General features: G+C 70.5%; 21 protein-coding genes and 1 pseudogene. 4 read left to right on the forward strand and 18 right to left on the reverse strand.

The window, feature by feature from the left end; all coding sequences use genetic code 11:
• Positions 1–183: 183 nt before the first annotated feature.
• The 3 genes from AB0H71_RS30790 to AB0H71_RS30800 are packed head-to-tail and all read right to left on the reverse strand — an operon-like array spanning position 184 to position 1,734.
• Entirely contained in the window at positions 184–777 is a 594-nt protein-coding gene (locus tag AB0H71_RS30790) for a hypothetical protein (protein ID WP_357027940.1), read from the reverse strand.
• Positions 755–1,318, reverse strand: coding sequence for a hypothetical protein (locus tag AB0H71_RS30795; RefSeq protein WP_357027943.1), 564 nt, complete (start codon positions 1,316–1,318; stop codon positions 755–757). Before AB0H71_RS30795 ends, AB0H71_RS30790 begins: the two co-directional genes overlap by 23 nt.
• A gap of 59 nt (positions 1,319–1,377) precedes the next feature.
• Positions 1,378–1,734, reverse strand: a complete 357-nt coding sequence (locus AB0H71_RS30800) for a hypothetical protein (RefSeq protein WP_357027946.1) — start codon at positions 1,732–1,734, stop codon at positions 1,378–1,380.
• Positions 1,735–1,917: 183 nt separating this feature from the next.
• Between AB0H71_RS30800 and AB0H71_RS30805 the strand changes: the two are divergent.
• Positions 1,918–2,100 (forward strand): annotated as a pseudogene (locus AB0H71_RS30805) (DUF2399 domain-containing protein); the annotation flags it as partial.
• Here AB0H71_RS30805 and AB0H71_RS30810 read toward each other — a convergent pair.
• The 10 genes from AB0H71_RS30810 to AB0H71_RS30855 all read right to left on the reverse strand — a co-directional run bounded on the left by AB0H71_RS30810 (position 2,083) and on the right by AB0H71_RS30855 (position 10,668).
• Positions 2,083–2,415, reverse strand: a complete 333-nt coding sequence (locus tag AB0H71_RS30810; RefSeq protein WP_357027949.1) for a hypothetical protein — start codon at positions 2,413–2,415, stop codon at positions 2,083–2,085. The pseudogene AB0H71_RS30805 and the gene AB0H71_RS30810 sit on opposite strands and share 18 nt — an antisense overlap.
• Positions 2,416–2,605: 190 nt before the next feature.
• On the reverse strand, positions 2,606–3,730 hold the full coding sequence (locus AB0H71_RS30815; RefSeq protein WP_357027952.1) for a hypothetical protein: 1,125 nt from the start codon (positions 3,728–3,730) through the stop codon (positions 2,606–2,608).
• A 71-nt stretch (positions 3,731–3,801) separates the two neighbouring features.
• Positions 3,802–4,101 carry a hypothetical protein gene (locus AB0H71_RS30820; RefSeq protein ID WP_357027955.1) on the reverse strand — a complete coding sequence of 100 codons (300 nt, stop codon included), beginning with the start codon at positions 4,099–4,101 and terminating at the stop codon, positions 3,802–3,804.
• A gap of 66 nt (positions 4,102–4,167) precedes the next feature.
• Entirely contained in the window at positions 4,168–4,680 is a 513-nt protein-coding gene (locus AB0H71_RS30825) for an arginine repressor (RefSeq protein WP_357027958.1), read from the reverse strand.
• Entirely contained in the window at positions 4,677–5,753 is a 1,077-nt protein-coding gene (argF, locus tag AB0H71_RS30830) for an ornithine carbamoyltransferase (RefSeq protein WP_357027961.1), read from the reverse strand. The genes AB0H71_RS30825 and argF overlap by 4 nt, the downstream gene beginning before the upstream one ends.
• The gene (locus AB0H71_RS30835; RefSeq protein WP_357027964.1) at positions 5,753–6,943 is read right to left on the reverse strand and encodes an acetylornithine transaminase; all 1,191 of its coding nucleotides are present in this window, start codon (positions 6,941–6,943) and stop codon (positions 5,753–5,755) included. The genes argF and AB0H71_RS30835 overlap by 1 nt, the downstream gene beginning before the upstream one ends.
• Complete coding sequence (gene argB / locus AB0H71_RS30840) at positions 6,940–7,836, reverse strand: acetylglutamate kinase (RefSeq protein ID WP_357027967.1); 897 nt, start codon at positions 7,834–7,836, stop codon at positions 6,940–6,942. The genes AB0H71_RS30835 and argB overlap by 4 nt, the downstream gene beginning before the upstream one ends.
• A complete protein-coding gene (argJ, locus tag AB0H71_RS30845) occupies positions 7,833–9,044 on the reverse strand; it encodes a bifunctional glutamate N-acetyltransferase/amino-acid acetyltransferase ArgJ (protein ID WP_357027970.1) in 1,212 nt (403 codons plus the stop codon). Before argJ ends, argB begins: the two co-directional genes overlap by 4 nt.
• The gene (argC, locus tag AB0H71_RS30850; RefSeq protein WP_357027973.1) at positions 9,041–10,096 is read right to left on the reverse strand and encodes an N-acetyl-gamma-glutamyl-phosphate reductase; all 1,056 of its coding nucleotides are present in this window, start codon (positions 10,094–10,096) and stop codon (positions 9,041–9,043) included. Before argC ends, argJ begins: the two co-directional genes overlap by 4 nt.
• Positions 10,097–10,173: 77 nt before the next feature.
• Complete coding sequence (locus AB0H71_RS30855; RefSeq protein ID WP_357027976.1) at positions 10,174–10,668, reverse strand: pyridoxamine 5'-phosphate oxidase family protein; 495 nt, start codon at positions 10,666–10,668, stop codon at positions 10,174–10,176.
• 63 nt (positions 10,669–10,731) lie between these two features.
• Here AB0H71_RS30855 and AB0H71_RS30860 point away from each other — a divergent pair, with 63 nt between their 5' ends.
• Entirely contained in the window at positions 10,732–11,700 is a 969-nt protein-coding gene (locus AB0H71_RS30860; protein WP_357027979.1) for a YafY family protein, read from the forward strand.
• 131 nt (positions 11,701–11,831) lie between these two features.
• Here AB0H71_RS30860 and AB0H71_RS30865 read toward each other — a convergent pair whose 3' ends face one another.
• Entirely contained in the window at positions 11,832–13,037 is a 1,206-nt protein-coding gene (locus tag AB0H71_RS30865) for an FAD-dependent monooxygenase (protein WP_357027982.1), read from the reverse strand.
• Between the two features lie 81 nt (positions 13,038–13,118).
• Here AB0H71_RS30865 and AB0H71_RS30870 point away from each other — a divergent pair, with 81 nt between their 5' ends.
• Positions 13,119–13,679, forward strand: a complete 561-nt coding sequence (locus AB0H71_RS30870; RefSeq protein WP_357027985.1) for a TetR family transcriptional regulator — start codon at positions 13,119–13,121, stop codon at positions 13,677–13,679.
• A 44-nt stretch (positions 13,680–13,723) separates the two neighbouring features.
• Here the strand turns inward: AB0H71_RS30870 and AB0H71_RS30875 are convergent, their stop codons facing one another.
• Complete coding sequence (locus AB0H71_RS30875; protein WP_357027988.1) at positions 13,724–13,906, reverse strand: hypothetical protein; 183 nt, start codon at positions 13,904–13,906, stop codon at positions 13,724–13,726.
• A 68-nt stretch (positions 13,907–13,974) separates the two neighbouring features.
• Between AB0H71_RS30875 and AB0H71_RS30880 the strand changes: the two genes are divergently transcribed.
• A complete protein-coding gene (locus tag AB0H71_RS30880; RefSeq protein WP_357027991.1) occupies positions 13,975–16,308 on the forward strand; it encodes a tetratricopeptide repeat protein in 2,334 nt (777 codons plus the stop codon).
• Positions 16,309–16,349: 41 nt separating this feature from the next.
• Here the strand turns inward: AB0H71_RS30880 and ppc are convergent, their stop codons facing one another.
• The 3 genes from ppc to AB0H71_RS30895 all read right to left on the reverse strand — a co-directional run bounded on the left by ppc (position 16,350) and on the right by AB0H71_RS30895 (position 21,582).
• Positions 16,350–19,106, reverse strand: a complete 2,757-nt coding sequence (gene ppc, locus AB0H71_RS30885) for a phosphoenolpyruvate carboxylase (protein WP_357027994.1) — start codon at positions 19,104–19,106, stop codon at positions 16,350–16,352.
• Between the two features lie 82 nt (positions 19,107–19,188).
• Positions 19,189–20,307 (reverse strand): AAA family ATPase, encoded by a 1,119-nt coding sequence (locus AB0H71_RS30890; RefSeq protein ID WP_357027997.1) that lies wholly within the window; start codon positions 20,305–20,307, stop codon positions 19,189–19,191.
• A gap of 234 nt (positions 20,308–20,541) precedes the next feature.
• Positions 20,542–21,582, reverse strand: coding sequence for a hypothetical protein (locus tag AB0H71_RS30895; protein WP_357028000.1), 1,041 nt, complete (start codon positions 21,580–21,582; stop codon positions 20,542–20,544).
• Positions 21,583–21,610: the final 28 nt, after the last annotated feature.

Consider the following 21,610-nt stretch of genomic DNA (forward strand, 5'->3'; position numbering starts at 1 on the left):
GAGTAGCCCGGCTCGCGAACCTCGCTCACGCAGCCTGACACTCCGATCCGCCGCTGCTCTTCACAGCCTTCCAAGACTTACGGGACAGCGTTTAGGTTCGGGGCCAGCATAGGGCACAGGGCGCCGCCACCGGGCCGAGCGGTCGCGCCCACCGACTCGTTGATCGACCGGATGGCGCGGAGATCATGCCTTGAAGTAGTACCAAGAATCCCCGAGGCGGACGTACTCGTGATCGATGTCGCTGACGGGGGCTGCACCAGCCGGTAGATAGAGGAACCCGCTACGCACTCCGGGGTAATGCTTCGACAGATAGAATTCGCATTCTCCGCCGGGCCCGCTCTCGATATGGTGGAAGTCGTAGACACCGATTGTCGCACTTTTGTACGAGCTATCCGACAGCCCGCCCTGCAGCGTGCCGCACTCCGCAGCGGCTTGATCCATTTCGCTTCGGGCCAGCTGCCAGCCGATCCGGCCGGGAACCGCGAATCCGGCCAGGGCCACGGTCGCCACCAGGAACAGCGGAACCAGGAGTCCCAGACGCCACCAGTTCGCGTACCGCACGCAGCCGACGGCGATCAGCACCAGCCACACCGCCACCGGGACGGCGACGAGAAGGCCGAGGGACAGCCAGAATTCCCCGTCGGCGAAAGTCGTCACATCCGCCCACAACTTCAGGGCGCAGCACAGTGCGGTCGCAGCGGCTACCACCACCATCGGCACCTTCCAGGCCGCCGGCGCCGACGGCCTGGCCTGCTCAGGCGACTCCCTCTTCGACATGTCCGTACTCCGTGTTCCCATTGGCCGGATTCTCGTTCACCAACGTATAGCGCAGCGGAACCTGTTCACCCGTGTACTTGTCGGTCAGGGACACACCCATATCGGAGGTGAACCTGCTCCAATCGTCGGAAGGCATTGTCTGGCATCCTGCGCTGGCGACGTCGCCCTCGCGCCCGCAATGCCAGAACATGGATTCCCCGCCCGGGCCGGTGGCATTGTCATTGAATAATCCGTCGTGGTTCGTGTCGTATTCCGCCGCGACTCGGGCGCTTTCCGGCATCGTGAAAACGTTGCCGTCTCCCACCGTTTCGTGCTTGTTCTTGAACCAGTTGTGTCCGTACTCGGAGGTTCCGGCGGGAAGGCGGCCCAGTTCCGGCTTTCCATCGCCGTTCACGTCTCGGGTCTCATGGGGGTTGTCGATGTACCGCGCCGTCGGGTCCGTGTTCGCCCGGTACTCGCTCACGTGCCTGACGCCGTGGTCGTCGACCCAGATCAGGACGGCCTTGTCGTCGTAGACTCCCTGAGCAGGTACCGATTCCATGGGATCCCGAACTCGCACCGACCATGCACCGCACCGGGCTCGCTGTACACGAGGAGTCCCTACTGGATGTACTGCTCGCCGACCTTCGATGATCCGTGATTTCGCGCCGCCCGATCCATCGTGCTCGAACCGGACCGCGGGCGCCCGCGACGAACCGGCTCCACAGCGGTCAGAGATCGTCGGGCAGCAGGCATTTCCAGCCGTCCGGCACGCCCTTGCGCCAGGAGCCAGTCATCGACGGCATCGGTGGACCGGCGGTTGATACAGCGGGTGGTGATGTATTCGATCTCGAGCATCACGAGCGGCGAGACGACCGTCAGCGCGGCTTGCTGTAGCGCCACGCAGGCGTTGGAATGCTCCGCATCGGCGAGGCTGAAGGCGGCGACCAGACCCGAGGTGTCACCGACGACGATCATCCGGCGTCGGAACCGGAATCAGCGATCCCGTCGCGCACGGCGCTGTCGATTTCCTCCGCGATCACCGCGGTCGTGTCGTTTCCGGCGTCACCGTTGCCGCCTGCGAGAACCCGCAGGTGCTCCAGCTCGCGGTAAAGCGCGGAGTTCTGGCGCCGCTCGTCTGCTTCAGCGGGTAGTCCGGCCGCCGCAGGCTTCGCGCTCGCCCAGCGTGTCCGGATCCGCTACCACCGCGACTTGGACTGGCCCGGCATCGGCATCGCCACCCGGCTCCATGCGCTCGGCATCCAGCCGTGGCGGATGTCCGCAGGACTACCACCTGCGGCTGGACCGTGCCGACAGACCGCAGGATCAAGGCACTACTCGTAACGATCCAGGAATCGACGGCTTCGGTGGCACAGGCTCGAGCATCGACTCGGGCCGCAGGATCCGTGTATCCGAGTCCAGGTCGAACAGCTGGTCGTACCGGTGACTCCGCACCGATTGCACTGCCGTGTTCCCCGCGATGAAGACGTAGAAGACCGGAAGTCGTCGCTCGGTCCGATCGAACCCGGGGAGCCCTGGCCAGCAATAACCGGGCAGCCCGGCAGCTCGATTGATTCGTTCCGGATCGGAACCGCCGTAGACAGCGATCATCCGATCCCAGCCTGCGTTCCAATCGGCGGCGGCGGTCACTTCGGCCATCGACAGTGGTCCGCTCGTGGACGAGAGTTCCCGAACAGCCCGTTCCAGAGCCGCCGAAGAACCCAGTGGTTCCGCGGGCGAATCCACAGCGAAGCTCCCGCTGCACACGGTCGCGGTATCGCTGCTTCCACAGGCCACCGACAGCACTGCTGCGGTCACAGCGATCCCTGTCGAGACAAGCTTCCGCATCTCAGTTCGCTCCCGGGAGGGGAATGTCGACCGGGAAAGGCGATTCAGTCTCTCCGACACCCACCCGGTTGCTCCATTCGATCTGCCGATCACCGTTGACGACGATCGCCTCACCGCTGTCGATCTTCTGCTGGACGAGTCTCCCGAGATCCTCCGGAGACGCATCTGGATTTTCCGCGGCGACCTGCCGGCCAAGCTGATTATTGTAAAGGTCCATGGCTTCTCGAGCGGGAGCGTTACCACCGACCCCTTCATGGGACGAGGCGAACTGGGCTGTCCATTCCTCGCCGTAGCGCTGTGTCATGAGCGCGTTCCAATACATGTGGCGGTAGGCGTCACCGTGGCCGTCTGCTTGTGCGGTCGGGTCCGGGTATGCCGAGCGTGCCGCCTCTTCGGCCTGGGATCTGATGTCGAAGAAATCGTAGATTTCCTTGGCGCCGTCCGGTTGCGCTGCCATCAGCCCCAGCAGGGACGCCTCCTCGGGAGTCATCAGGGTCGGCTGGAACGACGGATCGAGTGTCCGAATGCTGTCGAGCAGCGTTCCGGAGGGCCACAGTTGCGCTCCGTCGCCGGACGGCGAGACCTGATACTCGGCGAGGATTCGGGCGAGTTCTGGGTCGACCGGCTGAGCGGTTGCTCCTCGCTGGACATCGTCGGCCAGTTCTTCCAGCCACCGCCGAATGGCTTCGGACCCCTCCTCGTTCGTCGCTTGGATTCGCCGCAGAGCCGATCTGATCGTCAAGGTCAGGAATTGTTCGTACCCCTCCTTCTCCGTCAGACCGGCGGGGCCGAAGGAAACCAGAACCTCGAGGTTGGACATGCGGGAATCCACACCGCCGTCGTCACGGACGAAGAGGTCGTATCCGGACTCCTCCGCCTCGGCCTTCTTCTCTCTGATGACATCGATGTAACCGACCAGGGAGGCGATCTGCTTGTAGATCTCCTGTTGGACGCCGACCATCACTTCCTTCGATCGGCGCGCGTTGTCCCGATCCTGGGCAGCGCGGATGCGTGCCGCGTCGCCGGCGGCGCCCGTCCAGAAATCGTACGAGTTGTCGATGGCCACAGCGGCACTGTGCGTCAGCGCATCGAGTTCCTGCGCCTTCTCCTCGAGTTTGTCGGCCACGCGAAGGGCAGGGCGTGGGTCCCAGCCCAAGACCGTCGGCACAGTGATCGCCTCAACGTATCCTCCCCCACTCACCGCGGCACTGTCCCGTCGATCCCGGCCGCGCCGGCGGCCTCCTGCTGCAGGAAATTGTCGACTGCACGGTTGGTGAGGTCGGAAAATTCGAGCAAGCGATCCGCGTGATATGTGATCACCTTTTCCAAAGCGGTCGCGGTCGTATCGACGACTTCACCAATTTCGGCCGACTGCAGGGTCGGCTCCGCCTCGATTCCGTCAGCTAGTGGATTCAGCTCACGTATACTGTCGCTGATTCTGCCTACGATATCGGCCAATTCCCGGGCTCGGCCCGGATCCAGTACCAGATTGCTCATGTACCCCCCTTGTTCTGTCGCTGTCAGATCGTACCTGCGCGTTGCGAGCAGCTCATCTGGTCGCGATCAGGCAAGCTCTTCGATCTTCGCCGCCAGCTCGGCCCCGGTCAGCGGCTCCCGAGCGATCACCGCGATCGTGTCGTCCCCGGCGATCGTCCCGACAATCCACGGCAGCGCCGCACGGTCGAGCGCGCTCGCGAGGTAGTGCGCCGCCCCCGGCGGAGTCCGCAGAACGGCCATGTTCCCACTGGCATCGGTGGAGACGAGCAGGTCGCCGAGCAGCTTGGAGAGGCGATCGGTACCACCGGTGACCCCGCGAACGGGGCTCCCGTCCTCGGGAACGACGTACACCCCCGCTCCCCCATCGGCGGCGCGCAACTTCACCGCCCCGAGCTCATCGAGATCACGGGAGAGCGTGGCCTGAGTGGTCTCGATTCCCTCGGCCGCGAGCAGAGCGGCCAATTCCCCCTGGCTGCGAACGGGATTGCTGGCGAGGAGTTCGATGATGCGGGATTGCCGTCCGGCCCGGGTCCGCGCGATGGCGGGGCCCCGGCCGGACTGACTTCGCGGAACGCTCACTGCCGGGCCTGTTTCTCCAGCAGCCAGACGAGGAGCGCCTTCTGGGCGTGCAGGCGGTTCTCGGCCTCGTCCCAGACGGCGCTGTGCGGGCCGTCCAGGACCTCGTCGGTGATCTCCTCGCCGCGGTGGGCGGGGAGGCAGTGCAGGACAACGACCTCCGGGGCAGCCAGAGCGAGCAGGGCAGCGTTGATCTGGAAGGGACGGAAGGGGCCGACGCGGTCGAGGCCGTCGTTCTCCTGGCCCATGCTGGTCCAGGTGTCGGTGACCAGGACGTCGGCGCCGGTGGCGGCGGCGATGGGGTCGTCGGTGACGGTCACACTCGCGCCGGTCTCGGCGGCACGCTTGGTGGCGGCGGCGACCACCGCAGGGTCGGGGACGAAGCCGGTGGGGGCGGCGATCACCACGTTCAGGCCGGCGGTCACCCCGCCGAGCAGGAGGGAGTGCGCCATATTGTTCGCGCCGTCGCCGAAGTAGGCCAGGGTGCGGCCGGACAGCGAGCCGAGCCGTTCGCGGAGGGTGAGCAGGTCGGCGAGGACCTGGCAGGGGTGGAACTCGTCGGAGAGGGCGTTGACGATCGGGACCGTCGCGGCGGCGGCCATCTGCTCCAGCCGGGCCTGGGCGAAGGTGCGCCAGACGACGGCGTCGACGTAGCGGGAGAGGACGCGGCCGGTGTCGGCGAGGGTCTCCTCGCGGCCGAGCTGGGTGTCGCGGCCGTCGACGACCACCGCGTGGCCGCCGAGCTGGGCGATGCCGACCTCGAAGGAGAACCTGGTGCGGGTGGAGTTCTTCTCGAAGATCACGCCGACGCCGCGCGGGCCCTCGAGGGGCCTGCGGGAGAAAGGGAACGCCTTCAGTTCCGCTGCGAGGGCGAGGATCTCGGCCTGCTCGGGCGGGGTCACGTCGTCGTCGCGGAGGAAGTGGCGCGGGGCAGGCGCGGCTTCGGCCCCCGCCCGGGCTGCCGGGGTGGGCGCGGGCGCGGCACCTCCCTGCGCAGCCGGGCCGGTCCCGGGATGCGCGGCCGAGGCGGCGGCGCCGATCGGCGTCACCGATCCGCCCTCGATCGATTCCGACATCACGCTTCCTCCTTGGCGTCGGCGGCGGCGGCATCGAGGATCGCGGGCAGGTCCGCGACGAAGCTCTCCGCCTGGGTTTCGGTGAGGACGAGCGGCGGGGCGAGCCGGATGGTGTCCGGCTTGGGGGCGTTGATCAGGTAGCCGGCCTCGCGCGCGCGCGCCTCGACGAAGCCGGAGATCCCGCGCTTCAACCCGATGCCGAGGAGCAGCCCGGCGCCGCGCACGTGGTCGACCTCGGGGTGTTCGAGCAGGGCGATGCCGTCGCCGAGCCGCTTGCCGACCGACTCGACGTGGGCGAGCAGCCCCTCCTCGTCGATGGTGCGCAGCACGGCCAGTGCGGCGGCCGCGCAGACGGGGTTGCCGCCGAAGGTGGTGCCGTGCGCGCCGGGCTGGAGCAGCTCCGCCGCGGCGCCGCGCGCCAGCACGGCGCCGATGGGGAGGCCGCCGCCGAGGCCCTTGGCCAGGGTGACGACATCCGGCACGATGCCGGCGGTGTGATGCGCGTAGAAGGCGCCGGTGCGGCCGATGCCGGTCTGGACCTCGTCCAGGATGAGCAGCGCGCCGCGCCGGGAGGTGATCTCGCGGGCCTTGGCGAGGTAGTCGATGGGCGGGACGATGACGCCGCTCTCACCGAGGATCGGCTCCAGAACGACAGCGGCGGTGTTCTCGTCCACCGCGGCGTCCAGCGCGACGGCGTCGCCGTACGGAATGTGCCGCACGCCGGGCGGCATGGGCGCGAACGGCTCGCGCTTGGCGGGCTGGCCGGTGAGCGCCAGCGCGCCCATGGTCCGGCCGTGGAACGCCTCCTCGCAGGCGACGATATTCGGCCGCCCGGTCAGCCTGGCGATCTTGAAAGCCGCCTCGTTGGCCTCGGCGCCGGAGTTGCAGAAGAAGGCCCGGCCCTCGCCGAACTGGGCGAGCAGCCGCTCGGCGAGCTCGATCACCGGCTCGCTGACGTACAGGTTGGAGACGTGCCCGAGCGTCCCGAGCTGCTGGGTCACCGCCGCCAGGATGGCGGGGTGCGCGTGGCCGAGGCTGTTGACCGCGATGCCGCCGAGGAAGTCGAGGTAGCGCTTGCCGTCGGCGTCGTAGACCACCGCGCCCGCGCCGCGGACCAGCGCGATCTTGGGGGTGCCGTAGTTGTTCATCAGGGCGGTGTTCCACCGGCCCTGCAGGTCGGCCGAGCTCATATCGTCTCCTCGGGGGTCACCATGGTGCCGATTCCTTCTCCGGTGAACAGCTCCAGCAGCACCGAGTGCGGGACCCGGCCGTCGATCACGTGCGCGGTCGGGACGCCGCCCCGCACCGCGCGCAGGCAGGCCTCCATCTTCGGGACCATGCCCGCGTCCAGCCTGGGCAGCAGCGCGGCGAGCGCGGCGGCGCCGATCTCGGTGGTGAGCGAAGAGCGGTCCGGCCAGTCGGTGTAGAGCCCCTCGACGTCGGTGAGGACCACCAGTTTCTCGGCGCCGATGCCCTCGGCGAGCGCGGCGGCGGCGGTGTCGGCATTGATGTTGTGCACCACGCCGTCGATGTCGGGGGCGATGGTGGAGACCACCGGGATGCGGCCTGCGTCGATGAGGTCGAGCACGGCGTCCGGGTTGACCTCGGTGACATCGCCGACCAGGCCGATATCGGTGGCCTCGCCGTCCACCAGCACCGTGCGGCGGGTGGCGGTGAAGAGCCCGGCGTCCTCGCCGGAGATCCCCACGGCGTACGGGCCGTGCGCGTTGATCAGCCCGACCAGCTCCCGGCCGACCTGCCCGAAGAGCACCATCCGCACCACGTCCATGACCTCGGGCGTGGTCACCCGGAAGCCGCCGCGGAACTCGCCCTGCAGGCCGAGCTTGCCGAGCATGGCGGTGATCTGCGGGCCGCCGCCGTGCACCACGACGGGGTGCACGCCGACGGTGCGCAGGAAGGCCATGTCGGCGGCGAAGGCGCGTTTCAGCTCGTCGTCGACCATGGCATTGCCGCCGTACTTGACCACGACGACCTTGTCCCGGAACTTCTGCAGCCAGGGCAGCGCCCCGGCCAGCACGTGCGCCTTGTCCAGCGCGCTGAGGTCGTGCGCGAGCCCGGTCATGAGCTGTAGGCCGAGTTCTCTTCGACGTAGCCGTGCGAGAGGTCGGTGGTGCGGATGGTGGCGGTGCCGTCGCCGATCTTCAGGTCCACCACGACCTCGATATCGGCGCCGGAGAGGTCGACGTCGCGGGCGCCGGGCGCGCCGGCGCCGTCCACGCAGACCGGGCTTCCGTTGAAGGACACGGTGATCCGGTCGGCCTCCAGCGTCGCCGGGGCCATGCCGACGGCGGCGAGTACCCGGCCCCAGTTCGGGTCGGAGCCGAAGAGCGCGGTCTTGACCAGGCTGTCCCTGGCGATGGTGCGGGCGGCGATGAGCGCCTCGTCCTCGTCGAGGGCGCCGGTCACGGTGACCAGCACCCGTTTGGTGACGCCCTCGGCGTCGGCCATGAGCTGGGCGGCGAGGTCGTCGCAGACGGCGAGCACGGCGTCGTCCAGCTCCTGCTGCGACGGCGTGACCTCGCTGGCGCCGTTGGCGAGCAGCAGCACGGTGTCGTTGGTGGAGCAGGAGCCGTCCACGTCGAGGCGGTCGAAGGTGCGCGCGGTGGCCTTGCGCAGCGCGGCGTCCAGCTGCTCGGCGGTGACCGAGGCGTCGGTGGTGAGCACCACCAGCATGGTGGCGAGCGAGGGGGCGAGCATGCCCGCGCCCTTGGCCATGCCGCCCACGTTCCACTTCGAACGGTGGTGGTAGGCAGCTTCTTTCGGCACGGTGTCGGTGGTCATGATGGCGTGCGCGGCATCGGTGCCGCCGGAGAGCCCGCCGCCCATCTCGTGCACGATCTCGGTGATGGCCGGGACGATCTTGTCCATGGGCAGCCGGTCGCCGATCAGCCCGGTGGAGCAGACCGCGATCTCGCCGGCGCCGGTTTCGGTGCCCCAGCTGCTCAGCGCGGCGGCCAGCGCCTCGGCGGTGCGGTGGGTGTCCTGGAACCCGCCGGGGCCGGTGCAGGCATTGGCACCGCCGGAGTTCAGGATCACCGCGCGCAGCCGGCCGGCGGTGAGCACCTGCTGCGACCACAGCACCGGCGCCGCCTTCACCTTGTTCCTGGTGAAGACCCCGGCGGCGGCGTACTCCGGGCCCTCGTTGAAGACCAGCGCCAGATCGGCCTTGCCGCTGGCCTTGATCCCGGCCGCGATTCCGGCGGCGCGGAAGCCGAGCGGCGCGGTCACCCCCTGGGTGCGGACCAGCCTGCCTGCTTCGGTCGTCGTCACGGCGCCACTCCTACGGTGGGAAGCCCGGCGGTCTCGTCGAAACCGACGGCGAGGTTCATGGATTGCACCGCGGCGCCCGCGGTGCCCTTGGTCAGGTTGTCGATCGCGCCGATCACCACCAGCAGGCCCGCGTCGGCGTCCACCGCGACCTGCAGGGTGACGGCGTTGGAGCCGAGCACGGCGCCGGTCGAGGGCAGCGCGCCCTCGGGCAGCAGGTGCACGAAGGGTTCGGCGGCGTACGCCTTCTCGTAGGCGGCGCGCACCTGGGCGAGATCGGCGCTGGTGGGGGCGGTGCAGGTCGCCAGGATGCCGCGCGGCATGGGCGCCAGCACCGGGGTGAAGGAGACCGCGACCGGGGCGCCCGCCGCGGCGCTCAGGTTCTGCGCGATCTCGGGGGTGTGCCGGTGCGCGCCCGCGATGCCGTAGGCGCGGGCCGAGCCCATGACCTCCGAGCCGAGCAGCCCGATGTCGAGTTTCCGTCCGGCGCCGGAGGTTCCGCTCACCGCGACCACGTTCACCGTGGGCTCGGCGAGCCCGGCGGCGAAGGCGGGGGCGAGCGCGAGGCTGGTGACGGTCGGGTAGCAGCCGGGGACCGCGATCCGGCGGGCGCCGCGCAACTGCTCCCGGTTGTAACCGAGCTCGGGCAGGCCGTAGGGCCAGGTGCCCGCGTGCTCGCCGCCGTACCAGCGCTGCCAGGCGGCGGCGTCGTGCAGCCGGAAGTCGGCGCCGCAGTCGATGATCACGGTGGACTCGGGCAGGGTGTTCGCCAGCGCGGCGGACTGGCCGTGCGGCAGCCCGAGGAAGACCACGTCGTGCCCGGTCAGCTCGTCCACGGTGGTGGCGGCGAGCACCCGGTCGGCCAGCGGGAGCAGGTGCGGCTGCAGCGTGCCGAGCGGCGTGCCTGCGTTCGAACCCGCGGTCAGCGCCCCGATCTCGAGGCGCCCGCGTCGGTACTCGGGGTGCTCCAGCAGTAGACGCAGGACCTCACCGCCCGCGTACCCGCTCGCTCCGGCCACCGCGACCCGCAGGGCCCCGTTCGAGGAATCAACCATGTGATGATTATGCACGACTGTGCAAGCTCATTCACGGCGGGGCTTTCTCCCAGGGTACCCAGGAGTGGTACGGCCGCTCAGTTCTTCACCTCGACCCGCTCCCCCTTTCCCGGCGTCCACACCGTGATCTCCAGCCGGCCCTCGACGAGTTCGACGGTGGAGCCCCCGGTCAGCCGGTCGGCGACGAAGAAGTGGTCGAACTCCTCGCCGCGCGCGTCGAAGCCGCTCTCCTCGAAGAGGTGCTGCAGGAAGCGGGTGTGCAGGTCCTTGTCCTTCAGGTCGGTGACGGTGCCGAAGAGCTTGGCGTCGCCGTCGCCGACCATGGGGTCGGCGGTGGCGGTGTGCAGGCAGAAGCGCGGGTCGCGGGCCAGGTCGGCGAATTTGCGGGTCTTCGGCATGCCCGCCAGCACCAGCAACCCCTCGAAGACGCGCGGCTCGATCGGGCTGATCCGGGGCGAGCCGTCGGCGCGCAGGGTGCCGAGCAGGCAGAGGTGGCCGGTCGCGCGGTGCCTGCGGTTGAAGACGCCGGCGACGCGCGGCGCGTCGGTCAGGAACTCGTTCCAGGTGGTCATGGGGCCGACGGTACGACCGCTTGTTGACACCCGCTGTCAGGGTTGTCCGGATAGTGTCGGTCGATGCGCGCGAGCCGACTCCTCCGCCTGCTGCTGCTCCTGCAGACCAGGGGCCGGTGCACGGCGTCCCAGCTCGCCGCGGAGCTGGAGGTCTCGGTGCGCACGGTGTACCGGGACGTGGACGCGCTCTCCGCCGCCGGCGTCCCGGTCTACACCGAGCCGGGGCGCGCCGGCGGCATCCGCTTGCTGGACGGCTACCGCACCCGGATCACCGGGCTGAACCCCGACGAGGCCGACGCGGTGCTACTGGCCGGGCAGCCCGGCGCCGCCGCCGACCTCGGGCTCGGGACCGTACTGGCGACCGCGCAGCTCAAGGTGCTCGCCGCGCTGCCGCCGGAGCTGCGCGGGCGGGCCACCCGGATCGCCGAGCGGGTGCATGTGGACGCCGCGGGCTGGTTCCACCGGCCGGATCGGACCCCGGCGCTGGCTGTCGTCACCGAGGCGCTGTGGGCGGATCGGCTGCTGGAGATCGGGTACGAGCGCGGGGACGCGGTGGTGCGGCGGCGGGTCGGGCCGCTGGGGCTGGTGCTCAAGGCGGGCACCTGGTACCTGGTGGCGCTGGCCGGTGGGTCGGTGCGGTCGTATCGGGTCGGGCGGATCGCCGAGGCTCACGATACCGGTGAGACCTTCACCCGGCCCGGCGATTTCGATCTCGCCGCGCACTGGGAGCGGGCGGCGGACGAGTTCGCCAGGGCCATGCTGCGGGTGACGGCGCGCTGCCGGATCGATGCCGGGCGGTTGTCGCTGCTGCGGCTCGGGTTCGAGCCCGCGGCCGTGGCCGACGCCGTGGCCTCGGCGGGCGAGCCGGATGCCGAGGGGTGGGTGCGGGTGACGGTGGCGGCGGAGTCGTACGAGGTGATGGCGCACGGGTTGCTGCCGCTGGGGGCGCACGCGGAGGTGCTGGAGCCCGCCGAGTTGCGCGCGGTCATGGCCGAGACGGCGGTGGCGATGGCTCGCCGGTACGCGGAGTGAGGCGCGGCTTCAGTGAGCTGGTGCAGGCGCCCGGTGAACCGCTCCGAGGAGTTCACCAGGGTGATCCGGGCCCGGGTGCGGCGGGAGAGCCCGGTGTACCCGAGGGTGGTGGTCGTTATGGCTCTCCCGCATCACGCTGTCGGAGCGAATTCCTCGGGTGCCCAGTCCAGCAGGGAGGCCATGGCGGCGAGCTGCGCGCTCGCCGGGGTGCGGCGCATGACCGCGTCGCGCAGGGCGACCAGCGGGCGCGCCGAGAGCTGTCCGGCCCGGCCCATGCTGCGCGCCCTGGCGGCGATGCGCTGGGTGCGCGGGCGGCGCAGGGCGTCGTAGCGGCGCAGGTCGGCGTCGGTGGCGAGGACGGCGCCGAGGGTGGCGGCGTCCTCCAGGGCCTGGCAGGCGCCCTGGCCGAGATCGGGGGTCATGGCGTGGGCGGCGTCGCCGACCAGGGCGATCCGGCCCGCGGTGAAGCGCGGGAGGGCGGGGAGGTCGTAGATGTCGTGGCGGAGGACCGCGGCCGGGTCGGCGGCTTCCAGGAGGGCTGGAATGGGGGCGTGCCAGTGGGCGAAGCGTTCCCGGAGTTCGGCGAGTTCGTCGTTCATTCGAACGAACGACGCGGCTACGTCATCGTGGCCTTCCGCACCGCCGCGCACACCGGCGACCCCGTTGCCGACGCCGGATCCACTCGCAGCCGCGGGCGCGTTCGCGGTGGCGAAGCAGTAGACGCGGCCGTCGGCCAGCGGGGCGAAGCCGAAGCGCTGCCCGCGCCCCCACGTCTCGCCGAACTCGGTGACCGGCTCGGACGGCGTCACCACCGTGCGCCAGGCGGTGTATCCCGCGTAGCGCGGCTCGACCTCACCCGCCACCGCCCGGCGCACGACGCTGCGAATACCGTCTGCCCCGACGACGAGTTCGGCGTGGCGCTCCCCCACCGTCGTGACCACCCGCCCGGACTCCTCCGCCGCCGTCACCCCGACCCCGCTCCGCAACACCCCGTCGGGCAGCGCATCCCGCAGAATCGCCATCAACTCCGCCCGATGCACCACGATCGGCTCCCCGAACCGCTCCCGCAACGCCGCCGCATCCACCCGCAGCAGCGGCCGCCCGGCGGCATCCCGGATCCCACCGGACGCATCGGCGACCGCCCGCGCCCGCACCTCCGCCCCGACGCCGAGCACATCGAGCGCACGAATCGCATTCGGCCACAGCGAAAGTCCCGAACCCACCGCGGCCTGCTCCGCCACCCGCTCCAGCACCACCGGCCGCTTCCCGGCCCGCAGCACCGCCAGCGCCGTCGCCAGCCCGCCGATTCCGCCCCCGGCGATCAGTACCTCGTCCATCCGACCCACTCCTTCTCACTACTGATGTAGTGGAATCTACTACAAAGATAGTGTTGAGCACTACCCCTGTAGTATTCCGGCGTGACCGGCAAACGCACCCTCGTCCTCGACACCGCCCTCCGCCTCCTCGGTGAACGCGGCCCGCGCGCCCTCACCCACCGCGCCGTCGACGAAGCCGCCGACCTACCCCCCGGCTCCACCTCCAACTACTTCCGCACCCGCGCCGCCCTGCTCATCGGCATCACCGGCCGCCTCGAGGAGCGCGACCACGCCGCCTGGGACCGCGCCCCCACCCCGCGCGACCCCGCCGAACTGGTGGAGGTGCTCGGCGCCGTGCTGCACCACGCCGTCACCGCCGACGAACCGGCCACCCTCGCCCGCTACGCCCTCATGCTGGAGGCCCGCGACCTCCCCGAGGTCCGAGAAGCCCTGCGCGCCGGACACTTCCGCCTCACCACCTGGCTCACCGGACACCTCCGCGCCGCCACCGGCGACCCCGCCATCCCGGAATCCGCGGTCCGCCCACTCGTCGACTACCTCGACGGCTTCGCCCTGCACCACGCCCTGGTCGGCGGCTTCGACACCGCCACGGTCACCGCCACCCTGCGCACCCTCATCACCGCCGCGAAGCGAGCGGACTGATCCCGCGGGGCACTGCCGGCGACGGAGCAAGCTCCTCGGCACTGTCATGCGTAGGCGCTGAGCGCGGTGAAGTACAGGCCCAGGGTAGGCAGCGCGAGCCCCAGGGCGATCAGGACGGCCTTGCCGGTGCTCTGCCCAGCCGCTTTCGCGATCCAGGCCACGGTGAAGCCGAGGTTCACCGTGAGCGACAGTGCCAGCAGCAGGGCGAGCAGTTCGGTTGTGGTCATGCCGATTACGGTCGGGCAGGATCGGAGGTCCGGCGCTGTTCGGGACGATATCGGGAGGATTGCGGGACATGGGCGGGACAGACTCTGCTCGGGATACCGCGCGGCCACGCCCCGCGCGAATTCTGGGTGAGCTGTTCCGCGCGAAACTGCGTTCCTCCGAACTCGATACGCAGGCCGCTCTGGCGCAGGAGGCATTACAGAGCCGACAGCTCGTCTCCGATCTGATGACCGCCGCCCGCCCCATCCCGTGGGAGCGGGTGGAGACGATCGCCCGTGCCCTCGACACCGCGCCCGAGTGGCTCGCGCAGGTCGAAACACAGTGGCGGCACGCCCGCAGGGCTTGGCGGTCGACCGCGGAGACACCGATTGACGACGGCCAGGACGAGGCAAGTCACTCCGCTACCGCCGCTTCCGGCCCTTGCCCATCGACCCTCCCCGCGGATCCCCGCGTTTTCGTGGGCCGCGATTCGGAGCTGCGTCAGCTACTCGATGCCCCGGATCCGAGCCGGATCGTCTCGATCCACGCGATCGCCGGCATGGCCGGAGCCGGAAAGACCACCCTGGCCGTACGCGCCGCCCACGAGCTCGCCCCACGGTTCCCGGACGGCCGGTACTTCGTTCGTCTCCATGCCTACTCGCCGAGCCGGCAGCCCGCCGACCCCGCCGAGGTGCTGGGCGATCTCCTGCTCGCGAGCGGAATGGACCCGGCGCATCTTCCCGATACCTTCGCCCGGCGCCGTGATCGTTGGCGCGCTCTGCTGAGCACGAAAAGGGTACTGCTCGTACTCGACGATGCGGTGGGCCACGAACAGATCGAGCCGCTGCTGCCGAGCGGGGCCGACTGCCTCACCATCGTCACCAGCCGTCACCGATTGACCGTTGCCGATATGCGGCTGCTCGCCCTGGGGGCCCTGGCCGGCGATTCGGCGGTGACCTTGTTTCTCGCCGTCGCCGGCCGCGACTCGACGGATCGGGCGGAACAGCGGGCCGGCGCCCGTATCGCCGAGGCGTGTGGCTATTTGCCGTTGGCGATTGCCATGATCGCAGGGCAGGTCGCCCATCACCGACGATGGACGGCGGCTGATATCGCCGAGCGCGCCACCGAGATCGAATCGGCGGTTGATCGCATAGCCGCTCTCGATGAAGACGCTCCGTCCGTGCGCGCCGCCTTCGATCTGTCCTTTCAGGCACTGACGGTTACGCAGCAGCGACTGTTCGGCTGCCTGGGTTCGCACCCCGGCCGCGAGATCGACGCGTATGCGGCCGCGGCTCTGACCGGCACCGACGTCGTGACCTCGCGACGAGAACTACTGGTTCTGCACCGCAGCCACTTGCTCGAGGAAGTCTCTCGCGGCCGATACCGGATGCATGATCTGCTCCGCGACTATTCCCGGGGGCTCACCGGCACCGACGGCACCGAGGCGGTGGGCGAGTTGCTGGGCTACTACCAGCGCAGCAGTGACAACGCGAACCACTGGTCGATGGTGTCGACTCGCGGGGGCGATGGGCAAGTGCAGGCCCTCGCGCAGGAATTCGACGATCAATGGCACGGACTGACGTGGCTGCGCGCCGAGCGGAACAACCTGCTCGACTGTCTGGATTACGTCGCAAATCAGGTTCCGGAGCGCCTGGTCGCGCTGACCACTGCCGTCGTGGGCCTGCTGTGGTCGGATGGGCCGTTGGAGCTGGCGGTGCGCCTGCTTCGCCGCGGCGCCGAGACCGCCGGCTCTCTCGACGACCGGCGCGGCCAGGCCGAGATCTCGAATCACCTCGGTTTCGCCGCTCTTGTCACCGGCGACACCGAGCAAGCCATCGACCTGCACAGGCAAGCTCTCGACTATTACCGTGACCTCGGACATCAGCTGGGAGTGGCGACTGCTTCGGCCTGCCTGGGCGAAGCGTACTTCGCCGCGAGTGAATATGAGCGAGCTCGAGAAGCTTTCCAGCAAGCCCTCGACCTCTACCGCCGCCTCGGCAACGAACTCGGCGAAGCCAACGCGCACAACGGCCTCGGGGCTACCCACTTCGCCGTCGGTGAGAACGAAACAGCCAAGGATTTATTCGAGCGAGCACTTCTTCTGTACCGCAGCTTCGGCAGCGACATGGGCGTAGCCGATGCTCTCAACTACCTCGGTGCCACCCACTTCGCAGCCGGCGAATTCGATGCGGCCACGGACCTGTTCAGGCAAGCGCTGGCCATTTTCCGCCGCCTCGGCCACCGCGGCAAAGAGGCTGGAACCATCGACTACATCGGGGCTGTGCACCTCGTCGTCGGCGACTACCCGAAAGCCGCGGACCTGTTCGAGCAGGCACTCGGTCTGCACCGAGAGCTCGGTAACCGCCTCGGCCAGAACACAGCGGCGCAGAACCTCATCCGGGCACGCGGGGCCGCCCACGGCTGATCTTCTGGGTGTACCACCGGGACTCCACGCCCGGTGCAGCCCTACCCCGAGTTCCGCAACGCCGTCGCCAACCCGTTCATGGTGAGCAGAATCCCCCGCTTCACCAGTTCCTGATCATCTCCCGCCCGCAACCGGCGCAGCAGCTCCACCTGCATCTGATTCAGCGGCTCCAGGTACGGGAAACGGTTGTGGATGGACTCCGCCAGCGAGGCGTTGTCCGCGAGCAGGTGGTCGTTGCCGGTGACGGCGGCGTGCATGCGGATGGTGCGGGCATGCTCGTCCCGGATCATGCCGAAGATGCGGTCTCGCAGGGCCGTATCGGAAACCAGCTCCGCGTACCGCTCGGCAATGGCGAGGTCGCTCTTGGCGAGCACCTGGGCCAGGTTGGAGAGGACGGTGCGGAAGAAGGGCCAGCGGTGGTAGAGGTCGGTGAGCACCGCGAGGCGGTCCGGGTCGCCGGAGACCCACTCCTCGAGGGCGGTGCCGGTGCCGTACCAGCCGGGCAGCATGACGCGCGCCTGGCTCCAGGCCATGACCCAGGGGATGGCGCGCAGGTCGGAGACGGAGCTGGTGGGTTTGCGGGAGGCCGGGCGGCTGCCGATGTTCAGGTCGCCGACCTCGGCGACCGGGGTGGACTGGCGGAAGTACTCGACGAAACCCGGCTCGTCGTGCACCAGCGCGGCGTAGGCGGCGCGGGCGCGGGCGGCGAGTTCGTCCATGAGCTCGTAGGCGGGTTCGGCATCCGGGCCGAGCCCCTCGACGTCGAGCAGCGTCGACTCCAGGGTGCCCGCGATGAGCGACTCCAGATTGCGGTGCGCGGCCCGGGGTTCGGCGTACTTGGCGGCGATCACCTCGCCCTGCTCGGTGAGGCGCAGCGCGCCGCGCACGGCTCCGGCGGGCTGGGCGAGGATGGCGTCGTAGCTGCGGCCGCCGCCGCGGCCGACGGTGCCGCCGCGGCCGTGGAAGAGCCGCAGCCGGATGCCGGTCTTGCGGGCGACATCGACCAGTTCGAGTTCGGCGCGGTAGAGCGCCCAGTTGGCGGCGAGGTAGCCGCCGTCCTTGTTGGAGTCGGAGTAGCCGAGCATGACCTCTTGGCGCATCCCGGCACCGGCCACCAGCTCGCGGTACACCGGCACGTCCAGCGCGGCGGCGAGCGTGGTCGCGCCCGCGGCGAGATCCTCGATGGTCTCGAAGAGGGGGACGATGCCGACCGGGGAGGACGAGGGGCCGCCCGGGTCCAGGATGCCCGCCTCCTTGAGCAGCAGCGCCGCCTCCAGCATGTCGCTCACCGAGGTGCACATGCTGATGATGTAGTTCGGCACCGCCTCGGCGCCGAAGGTGGCGATGACCTCGGCGGCCGCGCGGACGATGCCGAGTTCCTGGGTGGTCTTCTCGCTCAGCGCCGCGTGCGGCCCGAGCAGCGGCCTGCGGGTGCGGAGCTCGGCGGCGAGCAGCGCCACCCGCTCGTCCTCGGGGAGGCTCGCGTAGTCGGCGTGCACCCCGGCCCAGGCCAGGATCTCGGCCACCACCTGCTCGTGCACCTCGGAGTTCTGCCGCATGTCCAGGCTCTGCAGGTGGAAGCCGAAGGTCTCCAGCGCGAAGCGGAGCGCGGCCAGCCGGTCGTCGGCGAGCAGGCCGTCGCCGGCGGCGCGCATGGACTCGTCGACCGCGTCCAGGTCGTCGAGCACCTCCTGCGGGGTGTCGTACGGCTCGGCGCCGACATCCGAGCCGTGCACCGGTGCGCTGCCCAGCGCGCGCACGGCGGTGGCGGTGAGCCGGTTCCGGATGGCGTGCAGCGCACGGCGATACGGCTCGTCGGCGTGCGTCTCCCGATCCGGGTAGCCGGCCGCGGCCAGCCCGGCGACCCGCTCCGAGACCGGCACCAGCCGCGCCGACTGGGCCAGCACCTTCTCCAGCTCGGCCAGCTCGCGCAGGTACCGCTCGAAGGCGACGCTCGCGGCCTGCCCGGCCGCGGTGCGCACCACCTCGGCGGTGACGAACGGGTTGCCGTCCCGGTCGCCGCCGATCCAGGAGCCGGGCCGCAGGATCGGCCGCGGCAGCAGCTCCACCCCGGGCCACCGGGCGCGCAGCGCCGCCCTGACCTCGGCATTGATCGCCGGGATGACGTCGAAGAGGGTGAGCTCGTAGTAGCGCAGCCCGACCGCGATCTCGTCCTGGATCCGCAGCCGCGCCAGCCGGATCAGCGCGGTGCGCCAGAGCGCGAGCACCTGCCGCCGGATATCGAGCTCGAGCGCACCCCGCTCGCCCTCGGCGGCGCGGCCGCGCTGCCGCATGAGCTCGGTGATCCTGGCCTGGCCGTCGAAGACGGTGCGGCGCCTGGTCTCGGTCGGGTGCGCGGTGATGACCGGGGCCACCAGGGCGTCGGAGAGCAGGTCGGCGACGGTCGCGCCGTCCAGCGCGGCGGCGTCCAGCTTGCGGTAGGTGGCGGCCAGCGAGGAGTCCTGCGGCGGCTCGCCCGCGCCGACGTGCACCGCGCGGCGGCGGTCGCGCTGCAGATCCTCGGCCAGGTTGGCGAGCAGCACGAAGTAGCTGAAGGCCCGGATCAGCGGGATCGCCACCGCCACGTCGACCCCGCGCAGCATCTCCGCGACGGCGCTGCGGTCCACCTCCTCGCGGCGAATCCGGAAGGCCTCCTTGCGCACCCGCTCGATGAGGTCGAAGACCTCCGGCCCCTCGTGGTCCCGGATGGTGTCGCCGAGCACCCCGCCGAGGAAGCGGATGTCGTCGCGCAGCGGCCGGATGGCCTCGGGTTCGGTCTCGATCCTCGGGTCGCTCATACGCCGAGACTATTGCGGCGCCCGCCGCGCCGATATGCGACGCGGCGCACACCGGGGGGAATTCACACGCTGGTCACGCCGATCAGCGCTTGGGCCAGGCCCACGGTGGCTCGTCCAGTAAACCCTGACCCGCCAGGTAGGTGCGGCCGTCGTCCTTGCGCAGCTCCAGCACCGAGGCGCGCTCCTCCCGCGCGAAGGCGGTGAGCAGCGCCGCGGCATGCGTCACCACGATCACCTGGGTGTGCGCCGACGCGGTGACGATGAGGTCGGCCAGCGCGGTGAGCAGCTCGGGGTGCAGGCTGGTCTCCGGCTCGTCCAGCACGAGCAGCTCGGGCGGGCGCGGGGTGAGCAGCGCGGCCACCACCAGCAGGTAGCGCAGGGTGCCGTCGGAGAGCTCGGCGGCCTCCAGCGGGCGGCGCAGCCCGGGCTGGTGCAGCCGCACGGTGAAGCGGCCCGCGTGCGCGGCCACCTCGACCCGGCTGCCGGGGAAGGCCTTGTCGACGGCGGCGTCCAGCTCCACCGCGTCGCCGATCTCCCTGATGGTCTGCAGCGCGGCCGCCAGGTCGGCGCCGTCGTGGCCGAGCCGGACCGTGCGGGTGCCGATCTGCGGGGCCCGCGCGGGGGCGCCGGCGTCGGTGCGGAGCCGGTCGTAGAAGCGCCAGCCGCGCACCCGGTCGCGCACGCTGAGCAGGTCGGGGGCGCGGCTCGGGTCGGCGAGCTCGCCGAGCATGCTGTCGAAGGAGCGCAGCGTGTGCGGGACGGTGTTCCAACGCCTGCCCGCGCGCACCCGCACCACCGAACCCGCGCGCTCGGTGAGCACCGAGGCCGGGCGCAGCATGGGCCCGGCCCACACCGCCTCGGCCTTGATCTCGGGGTCGCGGTCGAACAGCGAGTCGGCGGGCGGCGGGACGCCGAGGTCGGCAGCGTAGCCGAAGTCCTCCGCGGCGAAGCCGACCCGCAGCGCCACCGGGGTGCCGTCCGCGGGGCGCCCCGGCCCGGCCCACAGCGTGGAATCCAGCCCGCCCTCCCTGGCCAGCGCCGCCACCGCGCCGTTGCTCGCGAACTCGGCGAGCAGCCGCAGCACCCGGTACAGGCTCGATTTGCCGCTGCCGTTCGCGCCGGTGATCGCGGTGAGCGGGGTCAGCGGCACGATCAGGTGGCGCAGGGACCGGTAGTTCTCGACGGCGACGACGGTGAGCACGTCGGCCACCGTAGCCGGAGGCGGCGCGGGGACGCCGCGTAAGTCCCGGCGACACGCCCAGCGATTCGGCACGTCGAAAGGCGGGAGACCGGGCGGTTTTTCGTGGTCAGGGGCGTGCCGCAGCGGCGCGCGTCAGGCGATCGAGCCGCCCGGCCCACTCGCGGGAGCGCGGAATCGCGGCGCGGGTTCCGCACGCGCCGGTTCGGCCCACGCGGGTCCCGCCCGCGCCTCGGGTCAGCCTTCGCCGACTCCAGCGCCGCCGAGGATCGTGAGCACCGGCTCGGACAGATAGAACGGCTCCAGCCGCTCGCGGATGAGCCCGGCCAGGACGCCGTCCGCCTTGGCCCGCTCGATCACCGCGGGGCCGTAGCGCAGGATCTCGGTGCGCACGTCGTCGCCGGTGAGCCCGAGCTCGGGCAGCAGCGCGGCCAGCGTGAACTCGCCGTACTTGCCGAGGAAGACGTCGACGCACTCGTCCAGCAGCAGCCCGAAGTACGGCTTCTCCCTGGTGGTCACCGCGATCTCGTAGCTGAGCAGCACCAGGTCGCGCAGGTCCTGCTTGGTGAGGTACTCGCGCAGGCCGTTCACCGGCTCGCCGGCGTGCAGGTCCCAGAACTCCATGGCGGCGCTGTGCACGGGGGCGTCGCGGAGCACCTCGCGGATGGCGTTGTTGGTGCGCTCCAGCGCGAAGCGCGCGCCCTTGTCGGCCATGTCGCTGAGGAAGGCATTGTCCGCGGCGGCCTTGCGCGCCCGGTTGGCGGCCGACTGGCCGAGCGAGACCAGCGAGCCGACGCCGGGGATCTTCTCCGCGCGCTGCCGGTTGGCCTGCATGAAGTCGTCGATCAGCTTGTCCACGAACTTCGAGGCGACGGTGGCGACCAGCGGGCTCTCGGTGAGCCGGGTCAGGATCCGCTCCTGCGCCTGGTGCATGCCGAGGATCTTCCGCAGCAGCGCCTCCACCGGCTGCCGCTCGACCACCTCGCCCAGCGTGTACTCGTCGTTCTCCGCGATGTGGGAGTAGATGGAGTCGGAGAAGACGCCGGCCATGTCGGCGAAGACCGGGCTGCCGCCGACAAGGTCGGCCACGGTGGCCACGGTCTGCTTGGCCTGCTCCGGGGCGACGACGTCGCGGAGCAGGATGGTCTCGGCGACGCCGAGCACGGCGTCGACGTCGCGGGCGACCACCTCGGTGAAGCGCTCGCCGGTCACCTCCGCGAGCAGGTAGTCGACCTGGGCGTCGAGGAGTCGTTCGGCGATCTCGCGCGGCTCGGGCATGTTCTCCACTCTCGTGTCGCCGAGCCGG

Source organism: Nocardia sp. NPDC050697 (assembly GCF_040654395.1).
Taxonomy (GTDB): domain Bacteria; phylum Actinomycetota; class Actinomycetes; order Mycobacteriales; family Mycobacteriaceae; genus Nocardia.